At 67.2% G+C, this 13,820-nt stretch carries 12 protein-coding genes; 9 read left to right on the top strand and 3 right to left on the bottom strand.

All coding sequences use genetic code 11. The features are described from left to right. Nucleotides 1-154 precede the first annotated feature (154 nt). From K318_RS0103000 to K318_RS0102960, 9 genes are all read left to right on the top strand, one after another. On the top strand, nt 155-1,276 hold the full coding sequence (locus K318_RS0103000) for an acyltransferase family protein (RefSeq protein WP_156913746.1): 1,122 nt from the start codon (nt 155-157) through the stop codon (nt 1,274-1,276). Nucleotides 1,277-1,315: 39 nt separating this feature from the next. After that, nucleotides 1,316-1,864 carry an arsenate reductase/protein-tyrosine-phosphatase family protein gene (locus tag K318_RS23390; RefSeq protein WP_169721438.1) on the top strand — a complete coding sequence of 183 codons (549 nt, stop codon included), beginning with the start codon at nt 1,316-1,318 and terminating at the stop codon, nt 1,862-1,864. A 189-nt stretch (nt 1,865-2,053) separates the two neighbouring features. Beyond that, nucleotides 2,054-3,340: an adenylosuccinate synthase gene (locus K318_RS0102990; RefSeq protein WP_029088375.1), complete on the top strand. Its 1,287-nt coding sequence runs from the start codon at nt 2,054-2,056 to the stop codon at nt 3,338-3,340. Between the two features lie 259 nt (nt 3,341-3,599). After that, nucleotides 3,600-4,412: a glycosyltransferase gene (locus K318_RS18980; RefSeq protein WP_051297390.1), complete on the top strand. Its 813-nt coding sequence runs from the start codon at nt 3,600-3,602 to the stop codon at nt 4,410-4,412. Further along, complete coding sequence (locus K318_RS23385; RefSeq protein ID WP_029088374.1) at nt 4,409-5,461, top strand: glycosyltransferase; 1,053 nt, start codon at nt 4,409-4,411, stop codon at nt 5,459-5,461. Before K318_RS18980 ends, K318_RS23385 begins: the two co-directional genes overlap by 4 nt. 4 nt (nt 5,462-5,465) lie before the next feature. Beyond that, nucleotides 5,466-6,815 carry an oligosaccharide flippase family protein gene (locus K318_RS0102975; RefSeq protein WP_029088373.1) on the top strand — a complete coding sequence of 450 codons (1,350 nt, stop codon included), beginning with the start codon at nt 5,466-5,468 and terminating at the stop codon, nt 6,813-6,815. Continuing rightward, nucleotides 6,812-7,978, top strand: coding sequence for a glycosyltransferase (locus tag K318_RS18970; protein WP_051297387.1), 1,167 nt, complete (start codon nt 6,812-6,814; stop codon nt 7,976-7,978). Before K318_RS0102975 ends, K318_RS18970 begins: the two co-directional genes overlap by 4 nt. An 8-nt stretch (nt 7,979-7,986) precedes the next feature. After that, nucleotides 7,987-9,117 (top strand): glycosyltransferase family 4 protein, encoded by a 1,131-nt coding sequence (locus tag K318_RS0102965; protein WP_029088372.1) that lies wholly within the window; start codon nt 7,987-7,989, stop codon nt 9,115-9,117. A gap of 374 nt (nt 9,118-9,491) precedes the next feature. Continuing rightward, nucleotides 9,492-10,289, top strand: a complete 798-nt coding sequence (locus K318_RS0102960; protein ID WP_169721437.1) for a glycosyltransferase family 4 protein — start codon at nt 9,492-9,494, stop codon at nt 10,287-10,289. On the opposite strand, the gene K318_RS0102955 is transcribed toward K318_RS0102960, so the two are convergent. The 3 genes from K318_RS0102955 to rfbA form a co-directional block, all read right to left on the bottom strand. Next, nucleotides 10,216-11,607 (bottom strand): hypothetical protein, encoded by a 1,392-nt coding sequence (locus tag K318_RS0102955; RefSeq protein ID WP_029088370.1) that lies wholly within the window; start codon nt 11,605-11,607, stop codon nt 10,216-10,218. The two genes, K318_RS0102960 and K318_RS0102955, sit on opposite strands and share 74 nt — an antisense overlap. A gap of 61 nt (nt 11,608-11,668) precedes the next feature. Beyond that, nucleotides 11,669-12,835, bottom strand: a complete 1,167-nt coding sequence (locus tag K318_RS23380) for a nucleotidyltransferase family protein (RefSeq protein WP_029088369.1) — start codon at nt 12,833-12,835, stop codon at nt 11,669-11,671. 15 nt (nt 12,836-12,850) lie between these two features. After that, nucleotides 12,851-13,714, bottom strand: coding sequence for a glucose-1-phosphate thymidylyltransferase RfbA (gene rfbA, locus K318_RS0102945; protein ID WP_029088368.1), 864 nt, complete (start codon nt 13,712-13,714; stop codon nt 12,851-12,853). Nucleotides 13,715-13,820: the final 106 nt, after the last annotated feature.

The raw sequence follows: 13,820 nt of genomic DNA, 5'->3' as shown, positions 1-13,820 counted from the left end.
TGAGCGCAGCCGCGGTGGCTGCGCTCATCTGTGCCTTCGCTGTCTTTCGACGCGCCGGTCGTGCTGTGCTCTGACCAGGAGACGTCGCCTGTCTTCGCCTGTCGGTAGCTGAGGTCGTGGTTTGAGGCCGGCGGAGCGGTAGGAGCCTTGGCCGATGGTGTTGAATGCGATAAATCCCGTTAAGGTAGCATTCGGACTGCCAGAAGATCTGCTGCCAGGTTCCCCCAGGGAAGCGCGGCGCGGATGCGCGGCCACCGGCGAGGGAGAGGGGGCAGATATGGGGAGCCGGTCATCCTCGTTGGACCTTGTGCGGTTCCTCGCTCTGACCCTCGTCGTGGCGGGGCACGTGTGGACGGATAAGCCTCTGAGCGGGTACGTCGCGGTGTTCTTCGTGGTCACCGGATATCTCTGGAAGCCCGGACGAGGAGTCGTCGAGGAAACCCGGCACAAGTGGCGCACGCTCATCCGCCCGTACATCGCGTGGGGGACGCCTCTGCTGTGTGTGCTCATCGCCGCGCTGTTCCTGACCTCTGCGCCCCCGGTCATCGTGCTGAAGACGGCAGCTGTGACTGTGTGGGGCGGTGCCAGAGCCACTGAGCCGTTTACTGCATACTGGTTCCTCACTGCAATGTTCTTCGCCTGTCTCCTGCTGCGTCTGATCGACAGAGCCCAAGGGTGGGGTCCCCTCCTCCTGGCCCTCGTCCTCTCGGTCGCAGGATCGGTCACCCTCGGCACCTACACGAGCTTCTTGCCCCTCGGCTTCGGCAATGCACTTTGGGCCCTGCAGTTCCTCATCGTCGGTCGACTGCTGCAGACAGTGGCTCCTGTCGGCATGACGGCAGCGACGCGGCGCTCCGTGGCGCTTCCGGCAGTTCTTGCGCTCGGCGGAGGTCTCGCGCTCCTGCTGGCAGGGTGGGCCGCACCGATCGTGCTCAAGGCGGGAAACCATGGCACGCCCGTGCTGAGCTTTTTGGCGGTCTCTGCTGTGTCCTGTGGTGCGATCCTCCTCGTTCAGGCGATCGAGCCCTTCATTCCTGCGCCAGTCCTCCGGACGGCGACTGTCCTGGTCTTCACCAGCACTCCCGTGCTGCTCATACACGGAGCTGTCATCTGGGCGCTGAAGCAGCAGCTCAGCGGTTGGGGGCTATTCGCGGCGGCCTATGCGATTCCGATCTGCATCGGGTTGATGCTTCTCGGCACGTCCGGCAGGGTCAGGGCCTGGCTCATGCCCGGGGCGAGCGGATGGACGCGCATGGCCGCCGCCGACCGGGCCTGACGGCGGCTAGCGTCCCCCTGCCCTTGTACTGTCATGGTCATGACCAGCACTGTTCTCCCCGCTTCGGGCCGGGTTCTCATGATCTGCACGGGGAACATCTGCCGCTCGCCGTACGCGGAGCACAGCCTTCGTGCTCTCCTGGATGTGGGAGATGCCGTCACCAGCGCGGGCACGCACGGTCTGCGGGGCTGGCCGGCTGATGAGGGAGCCGAGGAGATCGCGCGCGCTCGGGGATTCTCCTGCGCCTCGCATGCTGCTCGGCAGGTGACGGCGCAGCTGGTTGCAGATGCGAGTCTGGTGCTCGGGATGTCCGCAGACCATCGGAGCTTCTGCACAAATCTGGTGCCCGAGGCGGCCGGCCGGATCTTCACGCTGCATGAGCTCGCGGAGCTGGTGCGCCTCGGTGCCGCGCGGGGGTCCGCGCTCGAGGATGTTCTCGCCTCTGCTCACGAGGCTCGGGAGGGGCTGCCGCGCGAGGTGCGGGTGCGGAAAGTCGCAGATCCCTTCGGGCAGACGCTCAGTGCGTTCGAGCGCATGGCCGACGACATCGATGCGCAGCTGGAGGTGCTCGCCCCTGTCCTCCGCTGAGCGGTGAGGTGCGCGGCCGGAATCGGGTGGATGTCCTCAAGGCCGGTGCCCTCCGAGACTGAGCCCGTTTGTGCGGGTGCGCGCAGGTCGGAGGGGTGAAGCTCGTGCAGACGTGAAACAATGGGGCGGGCCTCGGCCGGGGCCCACGCTCATGTCTGCGCGCATGTGCGCGCGAAGAAGGAGAGAGCAATGCCAGCGATCGTGGTCGTCGGTGCCCAGTGGGGCGACGAGGGCAAGGGCAAGACCACCGACATCCTCGGCACCCGTGTCGACTACGTCGTCAAGCCCAACGGGGGCAACAACGCGGGGCACACCGTGGTGGTCGGCGGCGAGAAGTACGAGCTCAAGCTCCTTCCCGCGGGCATCCTCTCTCCCAACGCGACGCCCGTGATCGGCAACGGCGTGGTGGTCAACCTCGAGGCGCTGTTCGAGGAGATCGACATGCTGGAATCGCGCGGTGCGGACACCTCGAAGCTGCGCATCTCCGCGAACGCGCACCTGGTCGTCCCCTACCATCAGGTGCTCGACAAGGTCACGGAGCGCTTCCTGGGCAAGCGGGCCATCGGCACCACCGGTCGGGGCATCGGTCCTGCCTACGCAGACAAGGTGGGCCGTCTCGGCATCCGGGTGCAGGACATCTTCGACGAGTCGATCCTCCGCCAGAAGATCGAGGGTGCGCTCAAGCAGAAGAACGAGCTCCTCATCAAGGTCTACAACCGCAGGGCGGTCGAGGTCGACGAGATCGTCGCGGGGCTGCTGTCCTACGCCGAGCGGCTCCGTCCCTATGTCACGGATACCGCGCTCCTGCTCAACGATGCCCTCGACCGCGGCGAACTCGTCGTGATGGAGGGCGGTCAGGCGACGATGCTGGACGTCGATCACGGCACGTATCCGTTCGTGACCTCCTCCAACCCCACGGCGGGCGGCGCCTGTGTGGGCTCCGGGATCGGGCCCACGCGCATCACCCGGTCGGTGGGCATCGTCAAGGCCTACACGACGCGGGTGGGCTCAGGGCCGTTCCCCACCGAGCTGTTCGATGACATGGGCCTGTACCTGCAGAAGCAGGGGGGCGAGTACGGTGTGAACACCGGCCGCCCGCGCCGCTGCGGGTGGTACGACGCTGTGATCGCCCGGTACGCTTCGCGAGTCAACGGATTCACGGATTACGTCCTCACCAAGCTGGACGTCCTGTCCGAGCTGGAGGAGATCCCGGTCTGCGTGGCCTATGAGGTCGACGGGGTGCGGGTGGACGAGATGCCGCTCACTCAGTCCGATTTCCATCACGCGGTGCCGGTCTACGAGGTCTTCCCCGGCTGGCAGGAGGACATCACCCGTGTCCGCACCTTCGAGGACCTGCCGGTGAACGCACAGGATTACATCTTGGCACTCGAGCGCCTCTCCGGCACGCGGATGTCCGTGATCGGCGTGGGCCCGGACCGCGAGCAGTCGATCGTGCGCCACGATCTGATCGACTGAGGGCGGCGGGCCGTACCCCGGCGGAGTGCGAGAAGGATGCCGGTGCCCGCTGATCATCGCCTCTCTCGCCGCGTATCTGAGCTTCGGGGATCCAGCAGGGCAGCGGGACCAATGTGCCGGGCAGCGGTGAAGGCCCGGCATCCCGCAACGGAGGAGGTCTGCTCCCCCGGGATACGTGTCTACACTGTACGAGGTACGTATTCATCCGATGAGGGATACGCATCGGAGCATTCGAGGTCACGGGTCGAGGAGCATAGGCATGGACGTATCCGGAAGTCGTCGACCGGACCCGCGGTGGTCTCTCATCACGGTCACCTACAACAGCGCCGACAGGCTCCGGGAGTACTGGAGCGGCTTCCGCGCCGACGACCGGGTCGAATGGATCGTGGTGGACAACGCCTCGACCGATGGGACCGTCGAGTTCGCCCGGTCGCTGGGTGCACAGGTGATCCAGCTGGATGAGAACCGCGGGTTCGGCGCAGCGAACAATGTGGGATTCGCCTCCGCTCGCGGGGAGTACACGGCATTCGTGAATCCGGACGTCGCAGCGGATGTCGCAAACCTGTCCGTACTCGAGCGTCTGATCGGAGACCGGCATCTGCTGGTGTCGCCGCAGCTGGTGAATGACGACGGTTCGCTGCAGCCGAACGGGAGAGGTTGGCCGTATCTCACTGACAAGGTCCTCAACCGCCTGGCGCCGGAGCGGGTGCAGGGCCGCTACCGCCTCAGCGCGGAACGGGACCGGGCGCTCACCCCTGTCGTCTGGCTCACCGGGGCCGCCGTCGCAGGCAGGCACGAGACGTTCGAGCTGCTGGACGGGCCGTGGGACGATCACTTCTTCCTCTACTACGAGGACACCGACCTGGCTCTGCGGGCGCGGCGTGCCGGCATACCGAGCGCGGTGACCTCCCAGGTGTTCTGGACCCACGGCTGGGCCCGCGAGACGGCGGGACGGTTCCGCCTGACACCGTGGAAGCGCGAGGTCTCCTCCATGCTCAAGTTCTACGCACGGTACCCCCACCTCCTCTCCCCGGCGCTCCACCCGAAGGCGAAGAGGGGAGCGCACGGATGAGGGTCCTCGTCGATGCACTCGCCGCCACGGAGTTCTCCGGGGGCATGCGTCTGCACGCGGTTGAGTTCATCCGTGCGTGGGCGGAGGCCTTCCCGGGGGACGAGCTCGTGGTGGCCGGGGGCAGATCCCTCCGGCAGCCCCTGGCGGACTGCTCCGGTGTGCGCCTTCTCAGCTGGCCCAATGAGCGCATCCTCACCCGCGCACCGGGACAGGTGCTCGCCACCCCGGTCATGCGGGCGCTCTCCCGCGCGGACTGCTGCGTGTCCCTGAGCCCCATCGTCTCGCCGCTGTTCAGGCGCACGCCGGCCCTCTGCTTCCAGCACGACTGGCGGCATCTTCGCCGACCGGAGGAGTTCGGCGCTGTCCAGAAGCTGTATCGCAAGCTGTGGGAGGTTTCGGCGAAGCATGCGGATCTGAACATCTGCATCTCCGACAAGACAGAAGCGGAGACGCGGGAGATCGTTCCTGCTGCGCGCACACTGGTCGTGGAGAACGGCCGCGACCACGCACGCCGCTGGCAGGTTCCGACGATTCCGCAGGCACCGGCCGATGTCGTGACCTTCGGCCATCACAACAACAAGAGGCCGGAGCTCGTCATCGACGCCATGGCCCAGCTGGGGCCCGCGGTGCGGGATGCGACGGCGACGATCCTCGGAGCACGGGGTGCATACGGCGAGGAGCTCCGCGCCCGAGCGGCGTCCCTGGGGCTAGGCGATCGCGTTCGCCTGCCGGGCTTCGTGACGGACGAGGAGTACCAACAGCTCATCGCCACGGCCTCCTGCATAGTCCTCGCCTCCTCCGACGAGGGCTTCGGCCTGCCGCTGGCGGAGGCGGAGTACTTCGGCATCCCCGGAGTGACCGCTGCCGACAGCGGCATAGAGGAGATCTTCCGCGATGTGATCGTCGCCGAACCTGAGGGGGCAGCGATGGCCGCGGCGATCACCGAGGCGCTCTCCAGGCCTCGCGGCCGCGGGGACGAGAGCCTCTGGAGATGGGCCGATGCGGCTGCCGCCGTGCGCGGCACTCTCCTGGGCGATCTGCAGAGGTGAGCGGATGGCCAGCCTCACCAGACATGTGAGCATCACCATGCTCGGCAACGCAGTGGTTCCGCTCGCTGCGTTCTTCACCGCACCCATCCTCGCTCAGACGCTGGGGGTCGAGGGTCGTGGTGCGGCCGGTGCGGCAGTGGCGCCCTTCACCCTCGGCCTGTCTCTCTTCACGATGGGCCTTCCCGAGGCCCTGACCTATTACGTGTCAAGAGGTGCGCGGCCCATAGGCGCGATGCTGCTGCGCGCCTCCGCCGCCGTGCTCGTGATCGGGCTGCTGGCCGTGGCGGGCTTCATCGCGCTCGCGGATGTGCTTGCGGGCGGTTCCGAGGTGGTGGCCTCCCTCATCCCCATCGCTGTCGCGATGCTGGTGCCCGCACTCCTGCTCTCGCTGGTGCGCGGCGTCGCGCAGGGGCTCGACGCCTGGGGGCTCGTCGCCTGGGAGCGGACGATCGGGGCGATGTCCAGACTGGGGCTGGCGGCCTGCCTGGCGGCCACCGGCAACCTGACGGTGCTCACCGCTACGCTCCTGATGTCGGCGACGACGCTGCTCGGGGTGTTCGCCTACCTCCCCGTCATCGGCAGGGTCCGCCGGCGCAGCTCTCAGGCTCGGTCTGAGGGGGCCGGTGCGCAGGGAGGTGGGGAGGGCCGCGGCGGCGAAGGGGCGCAGAGCTCGCGCGGTCTCCTCGGCTACGGCGGCCGCGTGTGGTTCGGCGCGATAGCGGGGATCCTGCTCTCCCGCGTCGACCAGCTGCTTCTGCTCCCGCTGTCTGACGTGCGTGAGGTGGGGCTCTATGTGGTGGCGGTGCAAGTGGCCGACCTCGTGCTCGTCTTCAACAATGCGATCCGCGATGTGATGTTCCGCGCGGAGTCCGCCGATCCCCGGGCCGCGCGTCTGGCCAGCGCCTCGCGTCTGTCCACCATGCTCACGGGCGCCACTGCGCTGGGCGTGGGCGTCGTGAGCATCTGGATGCTGCCGATCCTCTTCGGACAGGAGTTCGCGGCAGCGCTGCCGGTGCTCGTCATCCTGCTCGTCGGCACCGTGCTCGGCAACCCGGGATCGGTCGCCGGGGTGGGGCTGAGCTCACGCGGGCGTCCCGGTCTGCGAAGCTGGTCGCTCCTCATCGCGTGCATTGCCAGCGTCTCCGTGCTGTTCCTGCTGGCACCGTCGTACGGTGCAGTGGGTGCGGCGATCGCCACGCTCGTGGGGAACATCGTGGCCGGAGGGCTGAACCTCGTGTGGCTGCAGAAGCACTTCTCGATTCCCATGCGCGACTTCCTGAGAGTGGACGCGCAGGACCTGACGATGGTGGGAGAGCAGCTCCGGAAGGCTGCGCAGAGAGGAGCGAGGAGATGAAGGCGGTTCGCAGGGTCGCCGTATGGAAGCGCTCGTGGCTGCCGGCCTCCGAGACCTTCGTGCGCAACCAGGAGGACGCCCTCACCGAGTGGGAACACGTCTCCCTCGGGCTGGTGCGGGAACCGTCGCCGCTGGCTCGGGATGCGGACGTCCTCCTACTGGAATCGGCCCCGTTCCGGCGCCTGCGGCTGCGGATCGCCGGTCTCACCGGACGATCGCGCTCCCTGCGACGCTATCTCCGGGAGACCCGGCCGGATGTCCTGCACGCACACTTCATTCCTGAAGCGGTGGTCGCCTCCCATGCGTGCAGGCGTGCGGGGATCCCCCTCATCGTGACCGTGCACGGTCACGATGTGACTGCGGCTCCGCTCACCAGGGGGCTGCGCGGATTCCGCTATCGTCTCCGGGCGCGCAGGATGCTGCGGACGGCTGAGCGCGTCGTCGCGGTATCGGAGTTCACCGCGCGCAGGGCGATCGCGCTGGGGGCGCCGGCGGAGCGCGTGGTGGTGCAGCCCATCGGCATTCCGGTGCCGGAGGACCGCCCCGCCTCCCGCCCCGCACCGGAGTGGGACGTGGTGTTCGTCGGACGTCTGGTCGAAGTCAAAGGCGTGACAGACCTCTTGACCGCGGTCAGTGCGCTCGCAGCGCAGGGACGACCGCTGCGTGTCGCAGTCGTGGGTGAGGGCCCTCTGCGGGAGGAGCTGGAGCAGTCGGCCGCCTCCTCGGCAGCCCAGGTCGAGTTCCTCGGCCGTCTGTCACCCTCTGATGTCCGCAGTGTGCTCAGACGCGCGCGCGTGTTCTGCGCACCGTCGCGCACAGCGCCGAGCGGAGCGGCAGAGGGATTCGGGATGGTCTACCTCGAGGCGGCTGCGGAGGGCCTGCCGATCGTGGCCTATGCGCATGGGGGCGTGCCGGAAGCGGTTGCAGACCGACAGACGGGTCTGCTGGCTCCGGAAGGGGACAGCGCGGAGCTCGCCGTGCACATTCGCACGCTTCTCGACGACGAAGCGCTTGCGAGGAAGTTCGGGAATGCGGGCCGTGCCCGGGTGGAGCGACAGTTCGACGTGCGCAGTCAGACCCGTGGCCTGGAACGGATATATGAAGCGGCAGCGCGCTCGCGGGAGCACCAGCGCATGGACCGACGGAAGGCCGGCAGCAGATGAGGGAATCAGTGGGACGTTCTTCGGCACCTGCGAGGATTGCGATCGATGCGCGCATCCTCTCGAAGTCGACAGGCACATATGCGCGGATGCTGCTGAAGCATCTGCAGGAGATCGACAGGCACAACGAGTACACCGTGCTCCTTCGTGAGGAGGATCTCGGAAAGTGGGAGCCTCATGCTCCCAACTTCTCGGTCGAGGCGGCGGAATACCCTGATTTCAGCTTCGCTGAGCAGTGGGCGTTCTGGCGCCATCTCAGGAGTCGACGTTTCGATCTGGTGCACTTCTGCATGCAGCAGCAGCCCATCCTCTACCGCGGAGCCAAGGTCACCACGTTTCACGATCTCACCCTGCTCCGAGCGGTCGACACCTCCAAGAATCCGCTGATCTTCAGGGCGAAGCAGCTGGTGGCGAGGGCCGCGTTCTGGATCGCTCTGCGGACCGCCACGCATGTCATCACGCCGAGCCGGTACTCCGCGGAGGATGCGCAGCGGTACGCGAGGCTTCCCGCAGACAGGTTCACCGTCACTCCTCTCGCCGCAGAGATCGAAACCGTCGCGCCGGAGGTCCGCGCGCTTCCGTTCGAGGAGTACGCGCTGTACGTGGGGAACTTCTTCGACTACAAGAACATCGATCGTCTGATCCAGGCGCACCAGCTGCTGCGTCGGCAGGGACGCGATATCGGTCTGGTGCTTGTGGGGCGGCTGGACTCCGCGGGTCTCCGGCTCAAGGAGAGATCCGAGGAGCGCGGTGACGAGGCAGTGGAGTTCACCGGCTTCATCAGCGACGCGGAGAGGGACTGGCTCTACGGGAATGCGGCGGTCTACGTCTTCCCCTCACTGAGCGAAGGCTTCGGTCTGCCCGGTCTGGAAGCCATGAACTACGGGTTGCCCGTAGCCGCTGCGGATGCGACATGTCTGCCGGAGGTCTATCAGGACGCCGCACACTATTTCGATCCCCGGTCGGTGCCTGCGATAGCCGCGGCCGTCTCCGAGGTCATGGACTCCGAGGAGCTCTCGAGCCGCCTGCGGCTCAATGCCAGGAAGCTGTTGCAGCAGTACTCCTGGCGGACCACGGCGGAGATCACCCATGGTGTCTATGAGAAGGCTCTGCTCACCGCGGCAGAAGGCAGGAGAGCATGAGCGGGGGAGACCGCGGAGGGGGGATTCTCTCCCCACGCTTGGCACAGGAGGCGTCCGCCCCGCCAGTGCTGATCGTGGATCATTCAAGCGCCACGGGCGGGGGCCAGCTCTCTATAGCGCGCTACCTGGAGTGGCATGGTCGACGGTGTGAGATCGAGCTCCTCGTCTTCGAGGACGGCTATCTCGCCGATGCCGCAATCGCTGCGGGTGTGAGCACGACGGTCCTGAAGGCCCCGGCCGGTCCCGGGCGCCGCCTCGTGCTCCTGCAGCAGCTGCGGCGCTTCCTGCGTGCCCGTCCGCGGTCCGCCGTCATCGCCAACAGCCTCAATGCGGCACTGAGCTTGGGCATAGCCGCTCCGCGAGACCACCACCTCGTGGACTACCTGCGACAGGAGGCGGTCCCGGCAGGTCTCAGCCGTCTGCGTGCCGGGTTCATGGAGAGGAAGGGGTACACCCGCTTTGCGGAGTTCATCGCGAACAGTCAGTGGACGGCGAACACCCTGCCTGGCTCCGTCGCGCAGAGCCGTCCCGCGGCGATCGCCTACCCGATTTCGGGAATCGAGCAGGCTGCGGCTGTGAATGACGCGGCGCTGAACGAAGGCGGGCGACTTTCCGTGCTCTCTCTCAGCCGCTTGAGTCCCTGGAAGGGGATTCACGTGCTCATAGAAGCGATCCGAATCCTGGAGGCCGAGAGCGTCGCCGAGGCGTTCGAGGTGACCATCGCCGGTGGGGATCATTTCGGCGAACCCGAGTATGGTGCTTCGCTGAGGGACCGTGCGGCTGACCTCAGGACCCCGATCCGCTTCCTCGGACACGTGGAGAATGTGCGGCCGTTGCTCGCGGAGCATGAGGTGCTCGTCTGCCCCTCGGTGACTCCCGAACCGTTCGGGCAGGTCAATGTCCAGGGGATGGCGAGCGGCCTGGTCACTGTCGCCTCCGATCAGGGTGGGGCGACGGAGATCATCGAATCCGGACACAGCGGCTTCCTGTTCGAATCCGGCAGCCCGGAGGCCTTAGCCGCGGTGCTGCTGCGGCTGGCACGGAGCCCGGAGGAGATCCGCCGGGTGAGGGCCGGTGGGCTCGAACGTGCGCGGACCTTCACTGACGACCGTACTCTTCCGGCACTCGACGCCCTGCTTCTCCGGATGCAGGGGACGGCGGTGCTGCGCTGATTGGCGAGCCCGTGGGCGCTGCTTCGCAGGAGGCGTCCGGGACGGCCGGGGTGTCCGCGGCCTCCGTGCGCGGCTTCTGCTCCGACCCGGGGAACTCGACCGTTCCCAGGGCTGCCGCCATCCACGCGAGCATGTACTCGAAAGCGGAACCCGATGCGAAGGAGCCGGAGAAGACCGTGGAAGCCAGGAAGAGGAGGATGACCACCGCAGCGGTGAAACGGTGGGTCCCCCTCGAGGACACCACGCTGACGACGAGGGTGATGCACACCATCGCCAGTACAGAAGCGGTGAGAACCGAATAGCCGGTTGCGAAGATGAAGAACCCGTTCTCCAGGCTGGAGCCGAGGATGCCTGCGGCGAGGAGATCGCTCACCGGATAGGGGGAGACGGCGAAGTCGCCCATATGCGAGAAGAACCAGTCGATGGCCTGGAGGCGGAGTTCGGTGGAGACGCCGTCGTCCTCGACCTTGCTCGACAGCGTCTCCGACAGTTCGCTTCGCACCAGAGAGACGACCAGAGCGCCCAGGGGCAGGGAGAGTATGAGGAGAGCCATGTTCCGGTGAGCTGTGTTCGCGCGCATCTCTCTGCCGGCGACGAACACTGAGGCGATGACGAGCAGGATGAGACCTGCGCGTGACGCACTGGCGAGCACCGTGGCGAGACTGAGCACGATCATGAAGATCCAGAGCAGACGGCTCTTCAGCAGCGTGGTGAGCGGAAGGATCACGGCGAGGAACACCGCCATCGGGATCCAGTGGCCGAAGGTGGCCACCGGCTGCGTGATCTCCTGTCTGGAGCCCCACCACCACTGCTGCTGGTAGGCGGATTCCCAGACGTAGACGTCGCCGGTGAAGTACTGCGCGCCTGCGACGCCGATGACGATCAGTGTCAGGACGGCGAATCCGCGCAGCAGGGTCCGCAGTGGGCCCGGCGCACCGGAGAAGGAGAGCAGCGTGAGCACATAGAGGAGGAAGGGGCCGATCGCGATGCTGAGCACCCCGCCCAGGGACATCCCGTACCCCGTGGACCAGCGGATGAAGAGCATGAGCGCGGACAGCAGCAGCACCAGGCAGGCCAGCAGGGGTCTGGAGTTCAGCACCTGCAGGAAGCGCCGGGGGGAGCGCAGGAACTGCACCGCGGCACCGGCCGCGATCATGAACAGCCCCGGATGGACGGGGAGCGGGACGACCGTGCCTACGGCGATGGACGGGACCAGCGCGAAGAGGGCGAAAGCCGCGAGGATGACGAAGTGGGGCCGCGAGGCGAAGATCATGCTGAAAACTGCGGCACCGCACAGGACGATCAGGAGTGTCGTCACAGTGGCCTCATCTCGTAGCGGCAGAGGTGTGTCCGGGTCCGGCCATCATATCGGGGAGGGCTCACCGCTCCACGTCCGTGGGAGGCGCGGGGGCACGGCCCAGCGCGGTGCGGCCGATCTCGCGCACCCCGCGCCAGAGCCTCCTCAGGCGTGCGCGTGCGACCGACGTCTCGGGCACTCCGAGGTTCTCCGATGACGCCAGCGCCACATCTGCGGACGGCCAGATGAGCCGGAAGGCGATGCTCGGGCGTTCTCGGAGGGGCATCTCCTGCAGCGTCGCCCAGTACGCGAGCGCCTTGTTGGGGCGGGTGCGCGGATACCAGTCGCGGGGACGTCCTGCCGCGGAGACGTCGATGCGAGCGTGCGGGAACGCGGAGGTGAGGGCCTCCTCCAGCGCAATGGTCGCATCGAGCGCAGCGGAGGCGGAGACCGCCTCGGCTCCGGCAGTCCGCAGCACCTCGGCTGCGGTGGGGACGGCAGTGGAGGAGACGACCTTGCCGATCGCGGGTCGTATGATGTGGAGGGCGGAGAGCACCGCATTGGCGGTGCGCTCAGGCGCCCTGGCGCCCACACCGGCGAACTCGACGGGCTCGCTGCGTGCGCGCACTGCGGCGAAGGCATCCTGGTCCGACAGCGCGAGCCCTGGGAGGCGGCGGTGGAGATCGATCTCGCACCCCCACCCGGCCTGAGGCACCAGTGTGACGGAGTGGTTGATGGCCGAGTGCTCCCAGACATCGGCCATCAGCCCCCATCCCCAGGGTTTCAGGGCATCGGCCAGCCCGGCGAGTCTGTCCGGTGCCACCCAGGCGTCGACATCCGCCGAATGCTCGCGACTGCGCAGCCCCTGCGCATGGAGGACAGGGCCCTTGACGAAGACCAGTGGGATGTCCGCGTGCTGGGCGAGGCTCGCGACCAGCCCATACACGAGCTCGTGCAGGGGCGAGGAGAGCCAGGGCGCTGGGATCGACGTCTGTCTGGCGGGGTGCTGGAGATCGGTGGAAGCGAGACCGCTCTCGCGCATCTCCTCGACGATCGTGCGCTCGTCGTCGTCCAGCTCTGCGCTGTCCAGGGGCCCCTCGACGAGCCTTCGCCAGAGCTCAGCACCCCCGGCAGGCAGAGCGAGCGGAACGCCGGGGACCGTGGGCGTGACCAGCAATTCGGTGCCGGGGAAGTCGGATCGTTCCGAGACGTCCAGTGCGCCGTAGGAGACGGCGATCCATTGGGCCATGATGCTCCCGCCCGTTCAGGCCGCCAGCAGGCGTTCGAGGTACGCACCGTATCCGCTCTTGCGGAGCGGGGCGGCGAGGGCGCTGAGCTCCCGATCGGAGATCCAGCCGTTGCGCCATGCGATCTCCTCGACGCAGCCGATCTTGAACCCCTGGCGCTCCTCGATCACCCGGACGTACTCGGACGCCTGCATCATCGAATCCACCGTACCGGTGTCCAGCCAGGCCGTGCCCCTGGGCAGCGGATCGACGCGGAGCCGTCCTGCCCGCAGGTAGTGCTCGTTCACCGTCGAGATCTCGAGCTCCCCACGGGCACTGGGCTTCACGTCCTTGGCCACCTCCACGACTTCCTCGTCGTAGAAGTACAGCCCGGGAACCGCGTAGCTGCTCCGCGGTGACCTCGGCTTCTCCTCGATCGAGATCGCCTGCATGTCTCCGTCGAACTCGACCACTCCGTACGCCTCCGGATTCGAGACCTGGTAGGCGAAGATCACGGCCCCGTCCACATCCCGGTGTCTGCCCAGACTGGACCCCAGACCGGTGCCGTGGAAGATGTTGTCGCCCAGCACGAGAGCCGACTTCTCGCCGGCGATGAAGCTCTCGCCGATGACGAAGGCCTCGGCGAGTCCGTTGGGCTCCTCCTGGACGCTGTATTCCAGACGCATGCCCAGACGCTCCCCGCTGCCGAGCAGGTTCTGGAACTGTGCCCGGTGCTCCGGGGTGGTGATGAACATGACCTCTCGGATGCCTGCCAGCATGAGCGTCGACAGGGGGTAGTAGACCATGGGCTTGTCGTAGACGGGCATCAGCTGTTTGGAGATGCCCTTCGTGATCGGCCACAGCCGAGTGCCCGAGCCGCCTGCGAGTACGAGTCCCTTCACGCGGGCAAGCCTATGCCATACCCGGAAGGGCGGTGCACGACAGGCCCGTCGGAACCGGTACCATCGACACTGTTCCGGCGCGTTCTGGAAGCGAGCGCGATGAGAG

It is taken from the genome of Brevibacterium album DSM 18261 (assembly GCF_000426445.1).
In the GTDB taxonomy this organism is placed as follows: Bacteria; Actinomycetota; Actinomycetes; order Actinomycetales; family Brevibacteriaceae; genus Brevibacterium; species Brevibacterium album.
The sequence above is the reverse complement of the archived record's forward strand: the minus strand, read 5'-3'. Positions and strand labels throughout refer to the sequence as shown.

Coding starts and splice junctions, on each gene's coding strand:
- K318_RS0103000 (WP_156913746.1), top strand. CDS start 155: ATGGTGTTGAATGCGATAAATCCCGTTAAGGTAGCATTCGGACTGCCA.
- K318_RS23390 (WP_169721438.1), top strand. CDS start 1,316: ATGACCAGCACTGTTCTCCCCGCTTCGGGCCGGGTTCTCATGATCTGC.
- K318_RS0102990 (WP_029088375.1), top strand. CDS start 2,054: ATGCCAGCGATCGTGGTCGTCGGTGCCCAGTGGGGCGACGAGGGCAAG.
- K318_RS18980 (WP_051297390.1), top strand. CDS start 3,600: ATGGACGTATCCGGAAGTCGTCGACCGGACCCGCGGTGGTCTCTCATC.
- K318_RS23385 (WP_029088374.1), top strand. CDS start 4,409: ATGAGGGTCCTCGTCGATGCACTCGCCGCCACGGAGTTCTCCGGGGGC.
- K318_RS0102975 (WP_029088373.1), top strand. CDS start 5,466: ATGGCCAGCCTCACCAGACATGTGAGCATCACCATGCTCGGCAACGCA.
- K318_RS18970 (WP_051297387.1), top strand. CDS start 6,812: ATGAAGGCGGTTCGCAGGGTCGCCGTATGGAAGCGCTCGTGGCTGCCG.
- K318_RS23380 (WP_029088369.1), bottom strand. CDS start 12,835: ATGGCCCAATGGATCGCCGTCTCCTACGGCGCACTGGACGTCTCGGAA.